At 36.0% G+C, this 22,059-nt stretch carries 23 protein-coding genes and 2 pseudogenes; 20 read left to right on the forward strand and 5 right to left on the reverse strand.

What is annotated here, in order from left to right; translation table 11 throughout:
* The first annotated feature begins 97 nt into the window (after positions 1-97).
* The 4 genes from CWO92_RS08960 (at position 98) to CWO92_RS08975 (ending at position 2,860) form a co-directional block, all read left to right on the forward strand.
* Positions 98-571 carry a DinB family protein gene (locus CWO92_RS08960; RefSeq protein ID WP_101353869.1) on the forward strand — a complete coding sequence of 158 codons (474 nt, stop codon included), beginning with the start codon at positions 98-100 and terminating at the stop codon, positions 569-571.
* 302 nt (positions 572-873) lie between these two features.
* On the forward strand, positions 874-1,377 hold the full coding sequence (locus CWO92_RS08965; protein ID WP_101353870.1) for a DNA topology modulation protein: 504 nt from the start codon (positions 874-876) through the stop codon (positions 1,375-1,377).
* A gap of 175 nt (positions 1,378-1,552) precedes the next feature.
* Positions 1,553-2,092 (forward strand): HAD-IIIA family hydrolase, encoded by a 540-nt coding sequence (locus tag CWO92_RS08970; RefSeq protein WP_101353871.1) that lies wholly within the window; start codon positions 1,553-1,555, stop codon positions 2,090-2,092.
* Between the two features lie 297 nt (positions 2,093-2,389).
* Entirely contained in the window at positions 2,390-2,860 is a 471-nt protein-coding gene (locus tag CWO92_RS08975) for a RibD family protein (RefSeq protein WP_268877587.1), read from the forward strand.
* A gap of 180 nt (positions 2,861-3,040) precedes the next feature.
* Here the strand turns inward: CWO92_RS08975 and CWO92_RS08980 are convergent, their stop codons facing one another.
* On the reverse strand, positions 3,041-3,382 hold the full coding sequence (locus CWO92_RS08980; protein WP_101353873.1) for a winged helix-turn-helix transcriptional regulator: 342 nt from the start codon (positions 3,380-3,382) through the stop codon (positions 3,041-3,043).
* Between the two features lie 140 nt (positions 3,383-3,522).
* On the opposite strand from CWO92_RS08980, the gene CWO92_RS08985 reads away from it, so the two are divergent.
* The 11 genes from CWO92_RS08985 (at position 3,523) to CWO92_RS09030 (ending at position 13,010) form a co-directional block, all read left to right on the forward strand.
* Positions 3,523-4,581, forward strand: a complete 1,059-nt coding sequence (locus CWO92_RS08985) for an LLM class flavin-dependent oxidoreductase (protein WP_101354023.1) — start codon at positions 3,523-3,525, stop codon at positions 4,579-4,581.
* A 12-nt stretch (positions 4,582-4,593) separates the two neighbouring features.
* A complete protein-coding gene (locus tag CWO92_RS08990) occupies positions 4,594-5,160 on the forward strand; it encodes an NADPH-dependent FMN reductase (RefSeq protein ID WP_101353874.1) in 567 nt (188 codons plus the stop codon).
* A 686-nt stretch (positions 5,161-5,846) separates the two neighbouring features.
* Complete coding sequence (locus tag CWO92_RS08995; protein ID WP_101353875.1) at positions 5,847-7,043, forward strand: beta-ketoacyl synthase N-terminal-like domain-containing protein; 1,197 nt, start codon at positions 5,847-5,849, stop codon at positions 7,041-7,043.
* A 141-nt stretch (positions 7,044-7,184) separates the two neighbouring features.
* Positions 7,185-8,510 carry a sensor histidine kinase gene (locus CWO92_RS09000; protein ID WP_235851588.1) on the forward strand — a complete coding sequence of 442 codons (1,326 nt, stop codon included), beginning with the start codon at positions 7,185-7,187 and terminating at the stop codon, positions 8,508-8,510.
* 79 nt (positions 8,511-8,589) lie between these two features.
* Positions 8,590-8,937: a hypothetical protein gene (locus CWO92_RS09005; RefSeq protein ID WP_101353877.1), complete on the forward strand. Its 348-nt coding sequence runs from the start codon at positions 8,590-8,592 to the stop codon at positions 8,935-8,937.
* Between the two features lie 332 nt (positions 8,938-9,269).
* A complete protein-coding gene (locus tag CWO92_RS09010) occupies positions 9,270-9,800 on the forward strand; it encodes a nucleotidyltransferase domain-containing protein (protein ID WP_101353878.1) in 531 nt (176 codons plus the stop codon).
* Positions 9,801-10,072: 272 nt separating this feature from the next.
* Entirely contained in the window at positions 10,073-10,243 is a 171-nt protein-coding gene (locus CWO92_RS25335) for a hypothetical protein (RefSeq protein ID WP_158175811.1), read from the forward strand.
* A gap of 688 nt (positions 10,244-10,931) precedes the next feature.
* Positions 10,932-11,099 carry a YjcN family protein gene (locus tag CWO92_RS26740; protein WP_496197110.1) on the forward strand — a complete coding sequence of 56 codons (168 nt, stop codon included), beginning with the start codon at positions 10,932-10,934 and terminating at the stop codon, positions 11,097-11,099.
* Positions 11,100-11,323: 224 nt separating this feature from the next.
* Positions 11,324-11,884 carry an SF0329 family protein gene (locus CWO92_RS09020; RefSeq protein ID WP_321207763.1) on the forward strand — a complete coding sequence of 187 codons (561 nt, stop codon included), beginning with the start codon at positions 11,324-11,326 and terminating at the stop codon, positions 11,882-11,884.
* Between the two features lie 15 nt (positions 11,885-11,899).
* The gene (locus CWO92_RS09025; protein ID WP_101353881.1) at positions 11,900-12,379 is read left to right on the forward strand and encodes an alpha/beta hydrolase; all 480 of its coding nucleotides are present in this window, start codon (positions 11,900-11,902) and stop codon (positions 12,377-12,379) included.
* A 37-nt stretch (positions 12,380-12,416) separates the two neighbouring features.
* On the forward strand, positions 12,417-13,010 hold the full coding sequence (locus tag CWO92_RS09030; RefSeq protein WP_437177531.1) for an alpha/beta fold hydrolase: 594 nt from the start codon (positions 12,417-12,419) through the stop codon (positions 13,008-13,010).
* Here CWO92_RS09030 and CWO92_RS26000 read toward each other — a convergent pair.
* Positions 13,009-13,507 (reverse strand): annotated as a pseudogene (locus CWO92_RS26000) (orotidine 5'-phosphate decarboxylase / HUMPS family protein); the annotation flags it as partial. The gene CWO92_RS09030 and the pseudogene CWO92_RS26000 overlap by 2 nt on opposite strands.
* Before the next feature lie 583 nt (positions 13,508-14,090).
* On the opposite strand from CWO92_RS26000, the gene qoxA reads away from it, so the two are divergent.
* Genes qoxA through qoxD form a run of 4 tightly spaced genes read left to right on the forward strand, consistent with a single transcriptional unit; the run spans position 14,091 to position 17,881 of the window.
* Positions 14,091-15,026 carry a cytochrome aa3 quinol oxidase subunit II gene (qoxA, locus tag CWO92_RS09040; RefSeq protein WP_133120546.1) on the forward strand — a complete coding sequence of 312 codons (936 nt, stop codon included), beginning with the start codon at positions 14,091-14,093 and terminating at the stop codon, positions 15,024-15,026.
* 19 nt (positions 15,027-15,045) lie between these two features.
* Positions 15,046-16,992 (forward strand): cytochrome aa3 quinol oxidase subunit I, encoded by a 1,947-nt coding sequence (gene qoxB, locus CWO92_RS09045; protein WP_101353885.1) that lies wholly within the window; start codon positions 15,046-15,048, stop codon positions 16,990-16,992.
* The gene (gene qoxC, locus CWO92_RS09050) at positions 16,989-17,594 is read left to right on the forward strand and encodes a cytochrome aa3 quinol oxidase subunit III (protein WP_101353886.1); all 606 of its coding nucleotides are present in this window, start codon (positions 16,989-16,991) and stop codon (positions 17,592-17,594) included. Before qoxB ends, qoxC begins: the two co-directional genes overlap by 4 nt.
* Positions 17,594-17,881 carry a cytochrome aa3 quinol oxidase subunit IV gene (gene qoxD / locus CWO92_RS09055; RefSeq protein WP_101353887.1) on the forward strand — a complete coding sequence of 96 codons (288 nt, stop codon included), beginning with the start codon at positions 17,594-17,596 and terminating at the stop codon, positions 17,879-17,881. The genes qoxC and qoxD overlap by 1 nt, the downstream gene beginning before the upstream one ends.
* A 127-nt stretch (positions 17,882-18,008) precedes the next feature.
* On the opposite strand, the gene CWO92_RS09060 is transcribed toward qoxD, so the two are convergent.
* Both CWO92_RS09060 and CWO92_RS09065 read right to left on the reverse strand, forming a co-directional pair.
* Positions 18,009-18,920: a DMT family transporter gene (locus CWO92_RS09060; RefSeq protein WP_101353888.1), complete on the reverse strand. Its 912-nt coding sequence runs from the start codon at positions 18,918-18,920 to the stop codon at positions 18,009-18,011.
* 361 nt (positions 18,921-19,281) lie between these two features.
* Positions 19,282-20,574, reverse strand: a complete 1,293-nt coding sequence (locus CWO92_RS09065) for a serine hydrolase domain-containing protein (RefSeq protein ID WP_101353889.1) — start codon at positions 20,572-20,574, stop codon at positions 19,282-19,284.
* 267 nt (positions 20,575-20,841) lie between these two features.
* Here CWO92_RS09065 and CWO92_RS09070 point away from each other — a divergent pair, with 267 nt between their 5' ends.
* On the forward strand, positions 20,842-21,624 hold the full coding sequence (locus CWO92_RS09070; protein ID WP_321207762.1) for an arginase family protein: 783 nt from the start codon (positions 20,842-20,844) through the stop codon (positions 21,622-21,624).
* A 93-nt stretch (positions 21,625-21,717) separates the two neighbouring features.
* On the opposite strand, the pseudogene CWO92_RS09075 reads toward CWO92_RS09070, so the two are convergent.
* A pseudogene (locus CWO92_RS09075) lies at positions 21,718-22,032 on the reverse strand (FCD domain-containing protein); the annotation flags it as partial.
* Positions 22,033-22,059 lie beyond the last annotated feature (27 nt).

Genomic DNA, 22,059 nt, shown 5'->3' on the forward strand with positions numbered 1-22,059 from the left:
ATCTTTGTTTTCGTATAACATGGGGCTTTATCTGTGGGGAAAAAAAGTGGAATGATAATTGAAGAGAACTATAAGGATAAAAAAGAGGGGAATAGAAATGCAACATTATTTATTTGATCAATTATACTTTGTTCGAAACAACACTTTAAATGAGTTGGCGGATGTAACAGAACTACAATCTGAAGTGATCCCTGAAGGTTTTAATAACAATATCAAGTGGAACGCAGGACATATATTCTTTATTCAAGAAAAATTCTCCTTTCATTTTGCAGGGGAGGAAATGAGTATTTCTGAAGAATTTTCAAACTTGTTTTGTCCCGGGTCAATCCCCGAGGAAGGTAAAGAGAATGTACCAACTATTGAGGAAATAAAAAAACTGCTCAGCAAGCAAGTAGAGAGAGTGGAAAAGAATTTCAAACACCGCCTTAACGAAATTTCCCCTATAGGTGGGTATACAACATCTAAAGGATTGCCCTTATTGAGAGTAGAAGAATTCCTTAGCTTTTGCCTTTATCATGAAGGGATGCATTTTGAAAAAATAAAGATATTGAAGAAAATGATTTATTCCTAACTTCTTTTGAAGGTAATTAGAAACGTTACAGTCATCTATCTCTAGTCGATTATAAGAGGTAAGATGATTTTTTTATTAGATTTGTACACTAGTAAAGGAATTTCCTACCTTTTGAAGAAGCTTAATAGTAGAAAAAATAAATATGTTATCAAGGTCAAGTGTTTACTTATGCCCGCTTTTTTCTAAGTAATTGATATAGTTAACAGTCAAAATTAGCTTTCTCATTTGTTATATATGTTTAAGCTATTAGATTAAGGGAACTTCTTTTTTGGATTTCCATTAGTTCTTAAAGGGAGTGTATCATGCGGAAAATTGTACTTATTGGTTCTGGAGGCTCTGGAAAGTCTACTCTTGCAAGGCGATTAGGAAAAAAGTTAAAGATAAAAATCTATCATCTGGATGCATTATTCTGGAAGCCAAATTGGGTTGGTGTTCCGAAAGAGGAACAAATAGTAGTTCAACATCGTTTAGTGAAACAAGACAAGTGGATTATGGATGGAAACTATGGAGGAACAATGGATATACGGCTGAATGCGGCTGATACCATAATCTTTCTTGATATACCGAGGACCATTTGCGTTTATCGTGCTTTTAAAAGAATACTTCAGTATCGGCATAAGACACGGCCAGATATGGGGGAAGGTTGTCAGGAAAGGTTTTCTTTGGAATTTTTTAAATGGATATGGGATTATCCTAAGACGAAAAGACCGCAAATTTTACAAAGACTTCAACTGCTTTCTAAAGAAAAAGAAGTGATTATCTTAAAATCACCAAAAGACGTGGAAAGGTTTTTAGAAAAACTGTAGCGAAGCATTTTTTTGTTTTACTTAAAGGATTGTAAACCGCCTCAAAAAATATTTTTGACTTTTTTTGGAGAAGATGCAAGCGTGTTATAAAACTTTGAATTAAAATTAAATTTTGCCATTTACGCATGTTTGTGTGAAAGAAGTTTTGAAATAAAACTGTTTGGAGGGGAAAATATTGAACATTCAAGCCGTTTTCATCGATCGGGATGGAACGATTGGCGGCAATGATAAAGTTACTTATCCTGGGGAGTTTACACTTTATCCTGGTGTTTCTGAGTCCATACAACTATTAAAAATGGCCGGAGCTCTAATATGTGCTTTTACAAATCAGCCAGGAATTGCTAGGGGTGAGGCTTCCGTTGCAGCTTTTAACGAGGAACTAGGAAATTTTGGTTTCGATAAAATATATCTTTGTCCTCATCAGCATCATGAAGGATGTCAATGCAGAAAACCTTCATCAGGAATGCTAAAACAGGCAGCAATAGATAATAATTTAAACTTAAGGAATTGCGTGGTTATTGGAGATAGATGGACAGATTTATTAGCAGCAGATGAGGTAGGCTGTAAGAAAATTTTAGTGAAAACAGGTAGTGGGAGGGAGCATTTCAACAAATACATAGACAATCAATTTTTTGGACGGTGGAGTGATATTCAGCCTGATTTTATTGCGAAAGATTTTAATGAAGCAGTTAAATGGTTAATGTTAAACCAGTAATGTTTCAGCTTTTTTAATAGAAATTGCCTTTAGCCATAACTTCACTTAATAAAGGTACAAGGATTAGAAGATAATTGCACCTTATTTCAATAAAATGGATGGTCAATAAAAAACACTGACTTAATTTTCTATATTGACTTATAATGGTGAATAATTTTGAAAATAGGAGTGATGTTTAGTGGCTAAACCGGGAGTAGTTTTAAATATTTTTCTTCTATTGATGGAAGAATAACAACTGCACCGAATAGAAACGTAGCCGAATGGACAGCTGCGAAGATTGATGGATAAGCACATGACATAGCCAATCAGCTTTATGATGAATTAGAATGTGATGGCTTACTCTCTGGCAGTGAAACATTAATGGTATACGGGAAACATTGGGTTGAGCTTACACAATCATTATATGAACCTAAAAAATCCAATGTCTATATTGTTTTTGATGGTCAATGGAGAATAGATTGGCATCAAACAGAAGGTCTCATTGTAGTGACAAAGGAAAATGTACAAGAAAACTATATTAAACAGTTACAAGCCAAGAAGATTAACTATATTTTAGCAGGAACTGGAGAGCATATAGACCTAAACTTGGCTCTGCAAAAAATTTATGATATGGGGTTTAGAAGACTTGGACTGAGTGGCGGTGGATCGATTAATGGGGCATTTTTAAGGCAAAACCTTATTGATGAAATTAGTCTAGTGTTGTCTCCCCTTGCGGTTGGAGGAAAAAATACTCCTAGGTTTTCGACTGTGATGATTTGGAATCACTAAAGAATGTGACAAAATTGGAATATATAAGTTCGGAGCCTGTTGGTAAAGGGGCAGTTTGGCTTCATTATAAGGTAAAATGATTCTCTTCGATAAGAATGTTAAAACACGTCTACTTATTTAGAAACACGAACAATATAGTAGAAAAAGGTTGTCACGGACAACCTTTTTTCATACCCGAATTTATGGTTGTTTTGCTTTTTGCATTTTATGTAAGTTGTGCTTTTGGCCCCATTCATGCATGGCATTTAAGATTGGTTCCAAACTCCTCCCATAGTCGGTAATAGAGTATTCCACTTTTGGAGGGACGATTGGATAAACAACACGCTTAATAATATCCTCCTCCTCCAATTCTCTCAATTTGTTGGTCAGCATCTTTTGCGTAATTCCGGGAATTCTTTGCTTTAGCTCACTGAATCTTTGCGGACTCTTTTTTAATAAGTGCAATAAGATTATTGGTTTCCACTTTCCAACTAGAATTTCTAAAGCATCACCTACGCTACATAAATCTGGTTCTAATTCCATCCGTTACCCCTCCTTAGTATCCTTTTTTATACTATACCACTTTTAAGTGCGTACTTTATAAAAAGATATTTTCGAGTAATAATATTATGGTAGGTAAAAAAAATAAAGTAACTTTATTTATAAGGATGGTTGAAAGAAATATGAAAGAGTACCGAATCGACCAAAGTAAAGGTCTTGAATTTGGATTATATACATTAGGTGATCATATCGCAAATCCTAATACGGGAGAGAGAATTTCTGCCCAGCAAAGAATCAATGAAATTATCGAATTAGCTAAACTTGCGGAGCAAGCTGGCATTGACTTTTTCAGTGTAGGAGAAAGTCATCAGGAATACTTTACAACACAAGCCCACACTGTTGTTTTGTCCGCAATTGCACAAGCAACGGAAAAAATAAAAATTGGCAGCTCTTCTACTATTATTAGTACATCAGATCCTGTTCGAGTGTATGAAGATTTTGCTACCATTGACTTAATTTCCGATGGACGTGCCGAAATTGTTGCTGGACGTGCCTCTCGTATCGGACTATTTGAATTATTAGGGTACAATGTCCAAGACTATGAAGCATTATTTGAAGAAAAATTTGACTTATTATTAAAGATTAATAAAGAAGAAGTGATTAATTGGACTGGACAATTCCGTCAATCTCTAAAGAATGCCAAAGTTTTGCCAAGACCTAAAGAAGGATCACTCCCAATCTGGCGTGCGGTTGGTGGTACTCCTGCAAGTGCCATGAAGGCCGGTTACGCAGGGGTTCCGATGATGCTTGCTACATTAGGTGGCGCTGCATACCACTTTAAGTCTGTCATTGATGCTTACAGAGAAGTTGCAAAAAATAATGGGTATGATCCAGAAACTCTTCCAGTCGGAACCACTGGCTTTTTCCATGTAGCTGAAACTACACAAGATGCGTTAAAGGAAATGTATCCTTTCATCAATGAAGGAATGAAACTCACAAATGGGCAAGGTTTTCCTAAACAAGCGTTCGCTCAGGCTATAGATAAACGCAGTGTTATTAATGTGGGCAGCCCACAGGAAGTGATTGAAAAAATATTATACCAACATGAACTATTCGGACATCAGCGTTATCTTGCGCAGATGGATTTCGGTGGAATGCCATATGCAAAACTAGTGAAAAACATCGAAATCATTGGTACGGAAATTTTACCGGCAATCAGAAAATATACAGCACAAAAATAGGGGGTCAATATCGTGAAAATAGTAGGTCTATCCGGGTCCATTGTTGGTTCCAAAACTAGAACAGCAATGAACTACTTGTCAAAAGAAATCTCAGAAAAATATCCAGAAGTAGAATTTAACTTAATCGACCTAGCTGAGTATGATATTCAGTTTAGTGATGGACGAAACTACTTGGAATATGAAGGCGATACAGGCTTTGTTTCAAAACAAATCATGGAAGCAGATGCGATTGTGATAGGAACACCAATTTTTCAAGCGTCTATACCAGCAACGTTAAAGAACATTTTTGATTTACTTCCGGAAAAGGGATTTCGTGATAAAGTTGTTAGCATGATCGTTACTGCGGGTTCCCCTAAGCATTATTTAATTGCGGAACAACAATTAAAGCCTATTTTATCTTATATGAAAGCACAAATTGTTCAATCGTATGTATTTATCGAAGAAAAGGATTTTTATCGAAAAGAAATTGTAAACGACGATATTATTTTCCGCATCCAACGTTTGGTGGAAGATACGATAGTATTAACCGAAACATATTCAAGCCTGCGTAAAGCAAAAGAGGAAGAATACTGGTTTTAATTATAAAGGAAATTCCTGTTTCAAAAGTAGTTCTGTTTTGTGGTACAAAAGGATGATTTGTACCTATTAATGGAACTGCTTTTTTAGTTGAATAAGCAGCAGTTATAACAAACCTGATTAGTATTTATCAAGTGAAAGTAGAGTAGTAACCTTAATTAGAAGTTGAAATTTTTCTAGTAAACTCATCAAACGTAAAAAAGATTATGGAACAAATAAACGCATGAATAAAGAGATCTGGGCAGATATGAATGAATCCAGATGTCATGAAAATCATGTTCAGCAATGACGGTCGGTAAGCCATATATGAAGTTTCCAAGTAAACGATAAAAAAGGACAATAATAATGGAAAAAAATAATTTATTATTACATTGAAAGGGTTGTTCCTCTTTAATAGAGAGGCGCATAGAGAGTAGAAAAAATCCAATGGTTCACTACGACAATCCGGGTCATATTGAAAAGTAATTACCTATTTTAAAATTATTTAGTTTGGTAACTACAGTAAGTGGTAACTTCATAATAAACTATAACAATAATGACCAGATCCTTCATAGGGTTGGTCATTATTGTTAATGCCAATCATGTATTTTCTGATAATATAAGGGCAATCGCAGGATTCGACAATAGGCAATTTAGTGCCTGTTTGATATAATAGATAGGAATTTTTGCTTATAGAGGGGAAAAAATATATGACAATCGTGTGTACTGGATATGGGATATTTGCCCCAGATACTAGAAATATAGAACAGTATTTATATAATTTACAAAATGGTGTTTGTTTATTAAAAGTTATAGAGAATGGAGGACCAAACGGTCAATCAAATATTCTTGGACCTATTCAAGAAGAATTGAAAGAAATAGATTCCGATCACAAACTAAAACGCCTTCCGAAAGCAACCAAAATAGGAATAGTTGCTGCAAAAGAAGCGATTAAGTCCTCTCGGATAGATATGAAAAATAAAAAAGTAGGTCTCTTTATGGGTACATCGCTAGGTGCCGCAGCAGAGAAACTATATCAAGATGCAATTCAATACGCCAATAATAAAGAATATCGAAAAGTACCTATTAGATTTTCTCATTTTTCAAACTACCATGGTATTACTGCTGAAATCGGGTATTACATAGGAGTAAAAGGCATTGTAAAAACAATCGTCACAGGATGTACTTCTAGTTTAGAAGCTATTGAGGAAGCCATGCTATACTTAGAAAGTGGAAAGATAGATGTGGCTATTGTTGGAGGAACGGATACACCGATTTGTAATGCCACTACATATGCCTTTGCAAAAACCAAATCACTCCCTATTAATCAAACACTTGAAGAGGGAGCTGTTCCGTTTCAAAAAAGCAGTAAAGGGTTTGCTATGTCAGAAGCTGCCGGCGTTATCATTCTGGAGCGAGAGGAAGAAGCTGTTCAACGGGAAGCAGATATAAAAGGTGAAATTGTAAATGTTGTTTCGAATAATGACGGTATAGATATTTTTTCATCAGATGAATCTGGAGAGCAATTGATTAACGCATTAAAAGAAGTAACCGCAGGAAGAAAACCGGATTATATCAATAGTCAAGCTCTTGGTATTCAACTAAACGATCAAATTGAGAAGAAATGCTCTAAGTTATTATTTGACCATAAAATCCCCTATACTTCGATAAAAAGTATGTATGGAAATCCCTTGGGTGCCTCTGGGATACTCCAAGTCATTTCAGCATTATTAAGCGTTCAATATAATTTTATCCCGCCAACCATAAGAACAACCAAACAGGGTTTTGAAGAGATGAATATTATAACACAAACAACTTATCAGGAGATTAAGGAAGTTGCTATTACGAACCACGGACATAGTGGGAATAACGCATGTGCTTATATAAAAGAATATAGAACAAAATAAAAAGAAGGTTGAGAAAGGAGTTGATCGGCCACGATAGTAGGAATTTTAATTTGTACCATAGGGTTAATTCCTGTTGTTTTAGCTTTGAGTATGAAATCTTTTTATAAAGAGTCAAAGTTATCTTTAATATTAGGAATTCATATGCTTTTGATAACGGTATGGCAATTCAATGCAGGTATTCTTTATTTTGAAGCAGTTTTAAGTAAGGAAACTATCCTATTTCTTTTAAAAGTATTTCGATTTGGTCCTACCTTTGCTATTCCGGTTGTCTACTATATGGCCTTTATCATAATAAAAGGGCAGCCGACCATTTTAAAAGAAAAGAAATGGCTAAATAAAATATCCAATATTCTACTTAATCAAAAAGTTTTTGTCCTTTTAATTGTTTGGAGCGTGGTAGTTTACCTTATAACCTGGACTCCATTTGGCACAGAAGGACTATTTATAGCTCATAATCGACTTTCACATATATCTTATTACTTTCCTAAATACGGACCATTAATGTGGGTGTATATCGTACACACGAGCAGCTTTTTCTTGTTTTTAGTCCTAGTCTTTGTCATTTCCAGAAGGATGCTAAACTCAAGTATAAAGAAATTCTTAACGGCTTTTATTTTGTATTCGACCCTTTTATATATATTTGGCTTACTAAACTTTTCATCTGATACGGGAATTATTTTCAGTAGCATTGGAGTCATTATTTTCTCAACCCTAATCGTAATGGAGTTCTTGAAGTTAAGTATCAATATCAAGGCAAATTATTATGAAATAATGGAAAGACAAAAGAAACTCGATTACACCGGTAATTTAGCAGGAAGTATGATCCATGAGGTCAAAAATACGAATCAGATTATTAAAGGATTCGCTCAGATGTTAAGCCAAAGTAACAATCTGGATGAAAAAGATCAAGGTTTATTGGAAATGATTGAAAAATCTTCTAAACATCTAACGGACTTAACTGATAGTTACAAAACATATATGAAGACCTCTACAATGGCCTTTGCAAAAGAAAACTTGGAATCTATTATTCAGGAATCTATTGAATTTTCTTCAGGGATATTACGGGAATATCAAACAAATATAGATTTTCGCAACAACTACCACTCGCTGTATGCATATGTAAATAAAACAAATTTGAAACAAGTATTCATTAACTTAATTAAGAACAGTGTTGAAGCTATTCCAGAAGATAGGAAAAACAAGAAGATTACCATTGAAATTGAATTGGATAATAAGATGTTTATTATTCATTTTAAGGACACAGGCTCAGGAATCTCCCCTGAAAATTGGGAAAGTGTGTTCAATCCATTTATGTCATTGAAAACAAAAGGAATGGGGTTAGGTTTACCTTTTGTTAAAAAAATTATCATAGAACATTTGGGGAATATCAACATTGTTGAAAGTTCACCGGAAGGAACCCATTTCCAAATAGAAATTCCACAAAACGGGATACTAAATTTGGAATAGAATTGGAATCTATTCCCTTGTACTTTACTAGTAAAAAATGGTAAAATATTTCAGGGACAATTCTAAGTGGGGGAATGGCATGGATTTTAGGTTTATTGAGTTAACCTATGACGGGATAGTTGCCCTTGAGTTTTATCTTTTCTTTACAAGAACACAGGAGATGGAAGTAGCCATAAACGAGGAAATGTTAAGAACTATGGATCGAACGATTAAAGTAATGGATTATATTATATATAAGGAAAATTCCAACAAACATTATATCCTAAAAAGACTACATAGGTTTCGAACTGCTCTTGAAGAAGCTGAAAGGGATATAAAAAAGGTATATAAAATAAGCGCGAAAGAATTTTTTATAATTGAAGAATCAAAGAAGACTATTGGATCGTATTGTGAGAGAATATGGGCGGCTCGCAAATCGGATTTCTAAATACCACGTATGCAAAGATTACATCAAAGTAGCAAATTATAAACTTGCTACTTTTTTTGTTTTTATGGAGTAAAGTTCTATAAAGGGGTAATATACCGTTGATATAAAAACTTACATATATATTATTGGGCTTTTGACTAGTCTTATTAGTGATATACTAATGGAATACTCAGACACTATTTTCGTAAATAAGAAAAAATATCAAAAAAGAATTGAAATCACCATAAATGTGTCTGATTTATTAAAGGCAATAGTCATATTTTAAAATGTCAAATTAATAGAATGAAATTATATTTTACTGCAACATCTTGATGGGGGGATGGATTATTACTATGATAGGAAATTTTGATTTGCAAACAAAGTCGCAATTAAAAATATTGACCGAGATCAGTTTTATTTTTAAGGGAATTGACACTGACTTCTGGTTACGTGGAGGCTGGGCTATTGACTTCCTGCTTGGCGAGATTACCCGACTGCATAGTGATATCGATATAGTAACGTGGATTTCCAATAGAAAACAATTAGAAAATACACTTATAGAAGCCGGTTATGAACAAATACCTGTCCCAGAAGAGTTTTGTAATAGGCAGTCTGATTTTAGAAAGGATAATATAGATATTACATTTATTTATATAACCTACAATACAGATGGAAGTCTTATGATGAACGGATTACCTGAATGGGTATGGAGACAGGACTCACTACTACCGCAATATTATTATTTGCACGGAATATCTGTGAAAGTCTTACACCCTAGACAGCTTTTAGAAGAGAAGGAAATCTATGAGCAAATTGGCCGTCCATTTCGACAAAAGGATGCAGATAGTAAAAAGATATTGCATCGTATAATATCGGATTTTTAAATTATGCGAAGTGTACTCGACTTAAGCACTAGTTATCCGATTTGACTATATTGTTGGCAACCATTTTATAGATTCTAACTTAAATCAATGTACAATGTACAAAAAATATATGTAGGGTAGAGTTGAAGATTCATGATGAATCGGCAACTCTTTTTTTATTCAATGAACGGCTGTATAGAACATGAAAATGGTTATTTGTGGTAAAATTACTGTAGAATGGTCGCCGTGTGGATGTAATCCAGAAGACTTTAAAATGGGATGGGTGAGTGCAGATGAATACATTTCAAGAGAAACGAAAAGCACGAAGGGATAAAAGAAAAAAGGCTGGGAAGGATTCCATGTGGTGGGATCTCCTTGATCTTTTCTTTGATCTAGCGGAACTACTTGGACCAAGCCTTGTTAGGTCTGTTCGCGCTGCCTTTAAATTCCTTGAACATCATTAATTACGGATAAAAACTTGATTTGGGCTCCCGTGTAAATAGCGTCCCATCTGCTATTTGGTAGATACAAAGGACGGAACTTCAGAAAAAAGGGATTCAGTCTCTATTGCTTCGCAGAAACGATATGTTCACTTGTTGGATAGTGGGGGAAGAAAAAGATGTATCCTATTTAGAATATATTTTTCTGTAGCTTATCCTTTTAAGTCTAAGGACTTACCTAAAGTTGATGTGGAGCTTGGTGGATGCTAACTGATAAGGCTGCAGTATACAAGAAATTTATGCCAATATTATTATCTGCAAAGTTTTAAGAATCGGAAAAGGAAAAGCAACAAAAGGCATAATTTCATGAGCTTTTTATGGTTTTTCCTTTAATAATGTATCCAGATTATCTTCAATATTACTAAGCCTTTGCTTACCTTTCTTAAGTGTTAGAACTAAAAATATAAAAACAATAATAGGCACTATTAAAACCAATAACATAGAAATTTAAAATATTTTAGCGCCAAGTTCTAACAAGTTTATCACCTCTTGTAATAATACGATAAATCTAAATAAAAGTTACAAAGAAAATAGATATAATGCATTCCTTAACCACTGAAAGAGCAGTCTTGGGAAGAAGGGATTTCATCATGTATTGGTGTATAGAACTTTAAAAGGAAAAAATAGGCGGTGAAATTCTTTGAAAAAATTCATGGGGGTAATAGTAATATTAGTAGTCCTTTTTCTTATGCTACACTCAAATCCCAAACTAGCTCTAAGGACTCAGGTATTTTTTACAGGGCACCCAATAACCGCTTTTAATACCGGAATAGTTGATGATGAATATCATAATAAAACGGATAAGAAAAGACTCGCTTAATTACATGCAAAAGCATATATCTTGACAAAGCCACTATTTGAAAAAGCTACGAAAAGTAAGTTAAGAAATTACCTAGTGCGGAAGAAGGGCTTTTTCTATTTCGCTGCTTATTATGGTGAATTATAAATCTTTTACTTCAATAGATAAGTTAAACATCCAGAAAGATAGAAAAGCGATAGTAGATAACTAAAACTAAAATCAAAAGACATGAGATAGAAGGAGTGATTACAGCATTGCGCAGCCAACTTTGGAGTAAATTAAAGAAAAGATTAGACAACTTAACATGTGACTCACTTAAAGGCAGGGTAGGATTCACTGTAACAAATTATAGAAAAGCTCATGACCAAATGGGGAGAGCTTTTATCACGGTGGATAAAAAAGAAGTTCTTAATATGTGTACCATCACATCTGATATTAGGATAAACAGAAAAGAGCGGGAAATACACCGAATTAATGATATTAGTTATGATGACTATCAAAAAAATCATGAGATAAGTGTTACTGCACACGAACTTGTAAAAAAAGAAGGTATTTATGCTCAGTATGATTTTTATGATGCTGTGGAGGAATTCTTGAATATGCCTATCGAGAAGGCTTTAAAATCGGATGATATGGTCATAAAAATTCTAGCTTTGATTGATAGAAGGATAGGGAAAAGAACATTGCATTTGCTGAAAGAATCCATTCAACAGGAATTAGAAATAATCCAGTATTTTTATCACCTGCGATGTGAAGCAGAACAAATTGAATACTCACAACGGCCGGGTAAATTGAAAGTCTATTAATTTGAGTGCAAGTGCATGTTTAGTTCAGTAACTTCCAAACAAACATTGGAAAGTGGGAGCGGTATGGATTCAAATATAAGAATCGGTAGAGTCATTAAAGTAGTGGAAGATATAAATAGAAAAGCGATGTTTGAAGGTGAATTTCGTTCCTTTCCTGTTAGTGTGTTTTATCCTACATTAGAAGAAATGGAAACAGATTTGACATCCCTTTTTCAACCTGCTATAGAGAAAGCTATTGATACATTCTCGAAGTTTGGTATTAAAGAAGAGAAGTTGAAAGAAGTAAAAATTACAGTTAAAGATAATGCTGTACCAACAAAATATACCTCGTTTCCTGTTGTACTTTTATCTCCGGGATTTGGAATAGATCGTGATTTATATATAGAAATAATTACAGCCATTGTTCAAAAGGGGTATATCGTAGTGACTGTTAGTGTTCCATATGATAGTTTTTTCACGGTTTATCCTAATGGAAGGGTCAATCTTGCAAGCTGAAAGATTTCCAGATGATGCTACACAGATTGCAACAAGAATGGAGGATATTCAGCTCGTACTTGATTCTTTGAAACAATGGAATCAAGAAGAATTTTTCAATGGAATATTCAATACTAACAAGATTGGCGTAATAGGGCATTCTCTTGGTGGTGCAACCGTCTTTCACTTAGCGGCTACCGATAAACGCGTAAACTGTGCCATTCTATTGGATGCGAGTTTACATGTTGTGGATAATAAAATGCCTCAAGTCCCAACCTTAAATATTCGCCAAGAGGCATCCTCTTATATAGAATATCTGAATGCTATAAAGGATGAAGAGGATAATGGGACAAGTGAGGATGTGGCAAAGGGGTATATAGAGAAACAAACGGAGATGTATGAGCGCTTACCAGCAGGTAGTTCTTTTATAAAAGTAAAAGGGGCAAAACATCTCTCGTTTTCAACCATTGGGAGATTAATATCTGATATACCATCTGATGTAACTGCAACTATTGAGGAGCTGATCATTGTATTTCTAGAGGAGGTCTTGAAAGAGAAACAAGGCTTTTATTCATCAATAATGAACGGAAAAAACAGGCCAATACATGCAGTGGATATCGATGGAGCGGGTTTACCAATTACAAACCCTTGACAAGAGCTGGATTTAATTTAATCACTTCAGGAAGAGTTTCTAAACTAATGCCACCGGCAACAGTAGTTTTGGCATTTTTCATAACTACCTTGCTGGTTTGCAGATCTTCAAACGAATTTTTTTCCACTGCTTGAAGAGCATACCCAGTACGCACAAATATAATCAACTCCCATTGAAACACTTCTTTTACACGACGAGCAAAGTCTTTTACTGCGATCATATGGACAGATACTTTTTTCCTTGATTTTTTGCTTCTTCGACAGCAACTTTTATGGACATGTCTTCAGCAGCGTCAAGAATGGTAATAATATCAGCATCTGCTTCAGATGCTTTCATCACTTCATTCCTGCAGCATCCATGCTTTTAAATCTGCTAGTAGTTTTAAATGAGGAATACTTCTTTCATTTCTTTTACAGCTCAAAACCCTCATTGTTCACTACCGGAGTACCAATTTCTACAAAATCAATATGATCCTTTACTAGCTTTTACCAATTCAATGCTTCTGGAGTGTAAACTAAATCTAATGCTAATTGTCATTCCATCTATATTTCACTCCTGGGATTTTTTGTTACACAATATATAATGCTTATTTGTATTTTTTCTTTTTATTACTTTTATTTACTTTCCGATTACCTATAGAACAGTGTATTAAATATTTTAGCTGGCGACATGTTGAAAAAATTGTGACTGAAGCAATCAAAATGATGTATGAACGGTGAAGAACAGAAGAAAATGCTTTATACAAATAAAGGAATGTGACAAATGTTTGTCATGACAAACATTTACATAATACTACATAAACTTCGATCCTTTTGCCCAAATATTCCATAGTGGTGCCAGGCACCAAAATCGGGATGAAGGATGTCCTACTTAAAATTTGACAGCTATTTGAATTAGTGGTGAACGCAGTTTGAAGATTTGTTGTCGACTTTGTGAAGTGGTGCACAAAAATATTTTAATCGAGTAGAATCTAATGTAAAGATTAGAAAAAGATGAGAAAAGGATTAGAATACGCAACACTTTATTAAAAAGATAAGTGAAGTAATATGCAAATTTTGCCTGAGAAAGGAGAAGAGAATGTTGAAAATAAAAAAGCTCCCTTGGAAACGGTTATCTCTCGTACTGTTATCCGCATTATTTTTATTAAGTGGTTGTGATACTAGCAATATAGCAGTCTTAAATCCGCAAGGGCCAGTTGCCCAAAAACAATATGATCTTATTGTTTACTCATTTTGGCTAATGATGATTATTTTAGTCGTAGTTATGGGATTATTCATTTTTATGGTATTCAAATATCGTGAAAAACGCCAAGCAGCAGATTATGTTCCGCCAGATCATCATGGTAATAAATGGCTTGAAATTATTTGGACGGCTATCCCGATAGTCATCATTATCGCGGTAGCCATTCCAACTGTTAAAGCAAATTATGCTTTAGAAGAAGTACCTAAGGGCTATGAGGATGAAAAGCCGCTTGTTATTAATGTAACGTCAGCAGATTGGAAATGGATCTTTAGTTATCCAGATGAAAATATTGAAACGGTAAACTACGTCAACATCCCTGCTGGACGGCCTGTTAAGTTTCAATTAACCTCTGCTGGCACCATGGCTTCCTTCTGGGTACCGGAATTGGGTGGGCAAAAATATACGATGCCAAATCACTCAATGGAGCTGATTCTACTAGCAGATAAACCAGGTTCTTACCAAGGAAGAAACGCGAACTTTAATGGTGAGGGCTTTGCCCATATGGATTTTGAAGTACTTTCACAGACCCAGGCCGATTTTGAAAAGTGGGTAAAAGATGTGAAGGGATCCGCACCTAAGTTAACAAAGAAAGACTATAACAAAATTTTAAAAACAGGTTTAGTTGGTCGCATGACCTACACTGGTACTCATCTAGATTGGGTGGAAACACCACATCAACATAATGTCATGAACAAAAAAGAGGCAAATACAAAAGAACATGATATGGAGGGCATGAACATGGATGAAATGGACATGTCCGATCATCAACACTAAAGGATGGGAGGAGAACAGATTGAAGCTGGATGAATTTTTCGTCACAGGCGAGCCGATAATTTACGTAACGGAAGCGGGAATTGCTCTTGCAATGATCGGTATCCTGTTTTACTTAACATATTTTAAAAAGTGGAAATGGCTATGGAATAACTGGCTAACCACCGTTGATCATAAAAAAATTGGGGTTATGTATATATTAGTCGCGGTTCTAATGCTATTCCGCGGTGGTGTGGATGCTCTAATGATGAGAGCTCAACTTACAGCACCAAATTTAAAACTATTGGATGCGAACCATTACGATGGGATTTTTACCACACACGGCACGATTATGATTTTATTTATGGCGATGCCGTTCTTGATGGGGTTAATTAACATCGCTGTTCCGTTGCAAATTGGGGCACGTGATGTTGCTTATCCAATGTTAAATGCCTTTAGCTTCTGGACATTTGCGGCAGGATGCGCATTATTTAATATTTCGTTTATTATTGGTGGTTCACCAACTGCCGGTTGGACATCTTACTTCCCACTTGCAGGAACAGAATTCAGTCCTGGCGTAGGAAACAATTATTATGCAGTTGCCTTGCAAATTGCCGGGATTGGTACGCTTATTACCGGAATTAACTTCCTAGTTACGATACTAAAAATGCGAACAAAAGGTATGACCATGATGAAAATGCCGATGTTTGTATGGTCTGTTTTAATCATGTGTATCATTATTATCTTTGCGTTCCCTGTATTGACCGTGGCATTGGCATTAATGACATTTGATCGCTTAGCCGGAACTCATTTCTTCACAATGGCAGGCGGCGGTATGCCGATGCTTTGGAGCAACCTGTTCTGGATTTGGGGACATCCTGAAGTATATATTGTATTACTTCCTTCATTAGGAATTTACTCAGAAATTATTAGTACTTTCGCGAAAAAACGTCTTTTTGGATATAAATCAATGGTATTTTCCATGTTGGCCATCGCCCTTTTTAGTTATTTTACATGGGTTCACCACTTCTTTACGATGGGGAACACGGCAGCGGTTAACTCGTTTTTCTCGATTTCAACGATGTTAATTGCGATACCGACGGGAGTAAAATTATTCAACTGGATATTTACGATCCATAAAGGAAAGGTGAAGCTGACATCTGCCATGCTCTGGTCCTTAGCTTTTATCCCGAACTTCCTTATTGGTGGGGTAACAGGGGTTATGTTAGCTATGGCTGCAGCAGATTATCAGTACCATAATAGTTATTTCTTGATTGCTCATTTCCATTACACATTGATACCTGGTGTAGCCTTTGCTTGTTTTGCTGGATTACATTATTGGTATCCGAAAATGTTCGGCCATAAGTTGAACGAAAAGCTTGGAAAAATTACATTCTGGTTCTGGATGGTTGGATTTAACGTATGTTTCTTACCGCAATTCGTTCTTGGTTTAAAAGGTATGACTCGCCGTATGTATACGTATCAGGAAGGACTTGGCTGGGATAATTTAAATATGGTTTCCACAGTCGGCGGTGTATTAATGGGTATCGGCTTCCTCGTTCTTGTATGGAACATAGCATACAGTATTCGCCATGGTGAGCGGGATGTTACAGGAGATCCATGGGATGGTCGTACATTGGAATGGGCTACACCAACTCCTATTCCTCATTACAATTTTGCTGTAGCTCCTGTTGCAGAAGAGATCGATGCCTATTGGAATATGAAACAAAAGAAAACACCTTTATATAAAAAAGTAGATGTGAAGCCAATCCATATGCCGAATAATACAGGTATGCCATTCGTTGCCGCAGTTGGTTTTGGACTTGGGGGCTTCGGACTTGTCTTCTCATGGTGGTGGCTTGCGATTGTTGGATTAATCATTGTACTTGGATGTCTAGCATGGCGTTCTTTTGATCCTGATAAAGGCCATCATATCCCGGTGAAAGAAATATTGGAAACGGAAGAAGCTGCAAGGGGTGAGGTAGTATGAGTGATCATTTAGACACTTCTTTACCGTTAGAGTATCAATCAGAACAAAGTCGATTAAATATATTTGGTTTTTGGATTTTCTTAGGAGCGGAGATCGCATTGTTTGCGACTCTCTTTGCCACCTATTTTGTCCTTTCCGGAATGACCGCGGGGGGACCGAGTCAACTGGATTTGTTTAAAGAAAAAGATGTTATGATAGAAACTATATTACTTTTAGTCAGTAGTTTCACTTGTGGTCTTGCTATTTTTTCCATGAGAAACCATAATAAAAACGCAATGCTAGCATGGTTTATCATAACCTTACTTCTGGGTGCCGGCTTTATTTACTTCGAATTGCATGAGTTCATTGACTATGTACACGAAGGAGCCACCATGCAAACAAGTGCTTTCTTATCTGGCTTCTTTGTCCTACTTGGTACACATGGTGCCCATGTTACATTGGGGATCCTCTGGGGTATTTTACTGATTATCCAGGTGGTTAGAAACGGTCTAAACCCAGTGACATCTAGAAAATTCTTTATCATTAGCCTTTATTGGCATTTCCTTGATGTTGTTTGGATCTTCATCTTTACATTTGTGTATTTAGGAGGGCTGATACAATAATGGAACACGGGCATACTAAATATCCAATTGGTCATATTATTGGTTTCCTTCTATCGTTAGCGATGACCATACTTGCTGCGATTGTGGCACTGCGTTCTGGTCTGCCAAAACCAGCAATTATGAGCATAATCGGCGTCTTAGCTTTCATGCAAGCTGGCATGCAGCTCTTCATGTTCATGCATATTAAAGAAAGCGACAACTCCGCCGTTCAAATCGGAAACATCATATACAGCATCATCATCGCATTAACCATCGTCCTCGGCTCCATCTGGGTAATGCACAACTAAACGAATGACGGGTGCCAGGCACCAAAATTGGGACATAAAGTGTCCCTTTTTTGGTGCCTGGCACCGTACAAAAAAGATACCTATGACAATATAGGTATCTCTTAATTTATCATTATAAAACTGCAGTTTATTTAGATGAGTTGATCTGAATATCTGCAACGTTGTGCATTGTGGGTGTGCGATTGACAAAATAAATACTGAAAACAATAAGAATAAGTCCAATAACTAAATTCATCGTAACTGGTTCATGAAGAACGATGGTTCCAACCACTAAAGCGATAAGTGGAACTAAAAATGTGCAGGTTGCCACTTTGCTGGCTTCACCGGAACGTACCAAGACAAAATATGCTAGCCAAGCCAACGGTATTCCGAAGATAGCCCCATATAGTAAACCGGAAATATAAGGTAAGGACAAGTGGATGGCAGCTAGGCTTTCTGTATCTACTCCTACAACTGACATAACGAATCCGCCGACTAAACATTGGATTGTAACAAGCCAAATGGCATCAACCTTATCTCCTGACTTTTTCAAAAATACTGTCCCAATCGCCCAGCTTATAGCTGTGATAAGCGCTAAAACAACACCAATAACAGAAACTGTAGCACTTAAGCTTTTAAAACTAATAACCACGACGCCAAGAAAACCTAGAATCAGACCTAAAATTTTTAATCCAGACATTTTTTCACCAAGCCATAACCATGCAAGAAATCCGACTAAAACTGGCTGGAAATAGACAATAACGGAAAATAGGCCAGATGGTAAGTATTGTAATCCAACGGTTTGCAGGCCGAAAAACAAAATGACGTTAAAAATAGTGGAGATCAAATATACGGGCCAATTTTCTTTCAGATGGATTAATTTATATCTTGGAATCGTTACAATCAGGAGTAAAATTCCTCCTAATAAAGTTCGCATTCCAGAGAATAAGATAGGCGGTGTGTAGTTTAATGCAACTTTATATATAGGCCAGCACAAACCCCATACGAGCACTAGAAATGATATCAACAATACAGAACGGGTTCGTGATATTTCACCCATGAAGATTCCTCCTTCATTTTTTACATACAAAAAGATTATACGCCTCCTATAAAAAATTGACTACATACAAGAATCGCCAACAATGGAAAGGTAGGAGAGGCTCAATCACTGGCAAATGAGAATCTTATTATCACAGGGGAGATATGAGTTGATGCCAGCCATGTATAACAGGGGAAAACGAGAAAGCTATCAGCAGATAGGTGCTTGAACGAGAAATAGATTGGAATGGTGCACCCTGTCACCAAAGAGGGAGATAGGTGCCCAAAAAGAAGTAAGGAAAAAACCCGGGGCTAAACAGGAAGAAACCTTTTTAAAAGCTATAATAAAGAGCCAGGCTAAAAACTGGCTCATCCCACCGCCATTACTCTGTCTTCAATAACATCCTCATTCCGAAAAAGGCTGCCCATGATTTATTTTGTTTATTAAAATAAAATCGAATAACTCTGCCATTCTCACTAACAAGGGTTTGATTTTCTCCAACTTCCAATGGCCATTTATCATTTTCTACTATTGCGTACAAACGATGATCCTCCAAACGAATTTCTAAATGTGAACCTTCTTTGGATTGGTACGTTCCAACATAAGACATCAATTCTTCTGCCGAAACATTTTCTGCAATAGGTTCCACACTTCTTTTCTCCTCAAGGGTAATCCCAAGGGCTGTATTTACTGCTTCCAACCAAATATCCCTGGCCGGAGCGCCGGACACATTTGTTAAAACTACTGCAACAAGCCCCTCCTCCGGAACAAAACCAAAATTAGATGAAACACCAGGTTGACCGCCGCCATGTTCCACTAAGGTAACGCCATGATAATGAGGGGTCACCTCTAAAGCATAGCCGTAATAGGAATTCGTAGCATATTGAATAACGGGTTTCCACATCTTTTCAATATATCCCGTTGGAAGGATATCTTGCTTCTGATTAATATATATGAATCCATATTTCAGTAAATCATGAACTGTCGAACGGATACCGCCGCCAACCTCATAGTTCCCCAGAGGTGGCCAGGGCTGCTTTTGATAGTGGCCATCTGTAAAAACATATGGAGTAGAAACATTGTCCATTTTAGCTAATTCTTCCAGGCTAAAAGTGGAGCGGTACATTTTCAATGGGGTGAGTATTCGTTCCGTAACAAAACGCCTGAATAAGCATCCGGTAACGTTTTCAATAATAGCGCCAAGTAATAGAAAGGTATCATTACAATAGCTAAAATATTCTCCAGGACTACCCAATATATCGTGGTCATCCCCAGCCAAGTAATCCAAATGCTCTTCAAGCTTGTTTAATTCCTCTCTCCGTTTTAACGGTGCCAAACCGGTAGAATGGGTTAACAAATGGTGAATTTTAATAGAATCCATCTCTGTTATCGTAGGTATGCTGAATTCAGGCAAGTATTTCGTAACCGGATCCTCTATGGAAAGTTTTCCTTCCGCTTCTAAAATGGAAATCGCAAGTGCAGTAAAAGATTTCGTAACAGAAGCGATGCCAAAAATAGTATTCGTATTGACTAACTCCTGTGTTTCCAAATCTTGTACCCCATATCCTTTTTCATATAGAATCTTACCATTCTTACTGACTGCAATGGCCAGCCCTGGAATATGCTCCAACTCCATTCGTTCATACACTCTCTTTTCAAAAGTTGCCCAATCCATTTCCATCACCTCTTATAAAAGTACTACTATTATAGTATCAAAATATGGGACCTGACCCTTCATCCCATATGCAAATCTTTTTACCTTATACACCTAAAATCTTATAATATAGATAAAAGTTCATTTCAGCAGCATTTTTGCCATTTCTGAGATTTTGCGAGATTGGATGACATGCAGCGCTGACTTCACCTCAACTTCAATATTACTCTCTTAAAAAATGCTCGTGTTAAATCCAATCTCTTATGATCAAAAAATAGGAGATGAAAGATGATGGGATTATTAAATAAAGAAATAACCATCATGAACTTTGACGAAACGTATTTTACACAGCAAAAACTTCAACAATTTCCACATGAAAACATTAATGTTCAGCAATTAAAACATGTTAATCTGTATTGTGAAGAAGATTCTATCACCAGGCTGTATAGCTTTTTGCAAAAAAGACAGCGAAGAGGAATTACGTTTATTGGTAGTGGAAACTATCATTATGTTACTTATTTATTATTAAAAGAAATGAAAAAACCATTTACTTTAGTGTTATTCGATAATCACCCTGACCTTAGCCAGCACCAAGGAGATCGTCTGCTCTCTTGTGGATCGTGGGTCTCTTATGCTCTTTCCAACAACCCACTCTTGAAAAAAGTCGTCATTATTGGTCCCACTGTCCAGCAAGCGGCGAGTATTCATAACCCGCGTATATCTGTATATTCATTCAAGGATAAACAAACCTATTCAACAACAGCTATTCTATCTGCTATTCCAACCGATAACGTATATATAAGTATTGATAAAGATGTCTTAAATACAAACGAGGTTCAAACAAACTGGGATCAAGGTGTGATGACAGTCGATATGTTAATCCACTACTTAACGTCTATCCTTCAGTTTAAAAAAGTAGAGGGGGTGGACATTTGCGGAGAAGAAAAGCTGTCTCCTCTCCAAGCCATACTGCCGGACTATCAAACCATTATTCTTAAAAATGAAAAGGCAAATCTAAAAATTTTACAAAGCTGCCTAAAAGAAGCTGCAGTAACATTAAAAGGTGCTTAGTAAGAAATAAACAAGTTTAGATTGGAAGTAAAAAATCAAAAAAATTAGCATGAAATACACATCTTCATGCTAATTTTTCTTATTTTGCATATTCTATCTGTTTTCACCGTCACCAAATAAGTGGATGCAAAAGTCTAAGTCGGACTGTAAATGTTCTTTCATAAGACTTTCCGTTTTTTCTCCGTCCCTTTCTTTAATTGCCTTATAAATGTTTTCAAGTTCGTCAATTAAGAACGGCCGATTGTAATATACAACGGTATGTCTAAAAAGATAGATGATGGATTGCATACAGTCTACAATATCAATCATGACAGGGTTATTACTCGCCTGGACTATGATCTCATGAAAACCTTCATTGGCATTCATAATTTCCTCTATAGTCCTGCATCTTCCAATCTCTACACATTGATAAAACAGGATAAGCGTTTTTATAGC

Source organism: Heyndrickxia camelliae (assembly GCF_002844575.1).
Classification (GTDB): domain Bacteria; phylum Bacillota; class Bacilli; order Bacillales; family Bacillaceae_C; genus Margalitia; species Margalitia camelliae.

What these genes read in the sequence shown, in the direction of transcription:
- CWO92_RS08960 (WP_101353869.1), top strand. Translation starts at nt 98, where the DNA reads ATGCAACATTATTTATTTGATCAATTATACTTTGTTCGAAACAACACT.
- CWO92_RS08965 (WP_101353870.1), top strand. Translation starts at nt 874, where the DNA reads ATGCGGAAAATTGTACTTATTGGTTCTGGAGGCTCTGGAAAGTCTACT.
- CWO92_RS08980 (WP_101353873.1), bottom strand. Translation starts at nt 3,382, where the DNA reads ATGGAATTAGAACCAGATTTATGTAGCGTAGGTGATGCTTTAGAAATT.
- CWO92_RS08985 (WP_101354023.1), top strand. Translation starts at nt 3,523, where the DNA reads ATGAAAGAGTACCGAATCGACCAAAGTAAAGGTCTTGAATTTGGATTA.
- CWO92_RS08995 (WP_101353875.1), top strand. Translation starts at nt 5,847, where the DNA reads ATGACAATCGTGTGTACTGGATATGGGATATTTGCCCCAGATACTAGA.
- CWO92_RS09000 (WP_235851588.1), top strand. Translation starts at nt 7,185, where the DNA reads ATGCTTTTGATAACGGTATGGCAATTCAATGCAGGTATTCTTTATTTT.
- CWO92_RS09005 (WP_101353877.1), top strand. Translation starts at nt 8,590, where the DNA reads ATGGATTTTAGGTTTATTGAGTTAACCTATGACGGGATAGTTGCCCTT.
- CWO92_RS09010 (WP_101353878.1), top strand. Translation starts at nt 9,270, where the DNA reads ATGATAGGAAATTTTGATTTGCAAACAAAGTCGCAATTAAAAATATTG.
- CWO92_RS25335 (WP_158175811.1), top strand. Translation starts at nt 10,073, where the DNA reads ATGAATACATTTCAAGAGAAACGAAAAGCACGAAGGGATAAAAGAAAA.
- CWO92_RS26740 (WP_496197110.1), top strand. Translation starts at nt 10,932, where the DNA reads ATGGGGGTAATAGTAATATTAGTAGTCCTTTTTCTTATGCTACACTCA.
- CWO92_RS09025 (WP_101353881.1), top strand. Translation starts at nt 11,900, where the DNA reads ATGTTTAGTTCAGTAACTTCCAAACAAACATTGGAAAGTGGGAGCGGT.
- CWO92_RS09030 (WP_437177531.1), top strand. Translation starts at nt 12,417, where the DNA reads ATGGAGGATATTCAGCTCGTACTTGATTCTTTGAAACAATGGAATCAA.
- qoxC (WP_101353886.1), top strand. Translation starts at nt 16,989, where the DNA reads ATGAGTGATCATTTAGACACTTCTTTACCGTTAGAGTATCAATCAGAA.
- qoxD (WP_101353887.1), top strand. Translation starts at nt 17,594, where the DNA reads ATGGAACACGGGCATACTAAATATCCAATTGGTCATATTATTGGTTTC.
- CWO92_RS09060 (WP_101353888.1), bottom strand. Translation starts at nt 18,920, where the DNA reads ATGGGTGAAATATCACGAACCCGTTCTGTATTGTTGATATCATTTCTA.
- CWO92_RS09065 (WP_101353889.1), bottom strand. Translation starts at nt 20,574, where the DNA reads ATGGATTGGGCAACTTTTGAAAAGAGAGTGTATGAACGAATGGAGTTG.
- CWO92_RS09070 (WP_321207762.1), top strand. Translation starts at nt 20,842, where the DNA reads ATGATGGGATTATTAAATAAAGAAATAACCATCATGAACTTTGACGAA.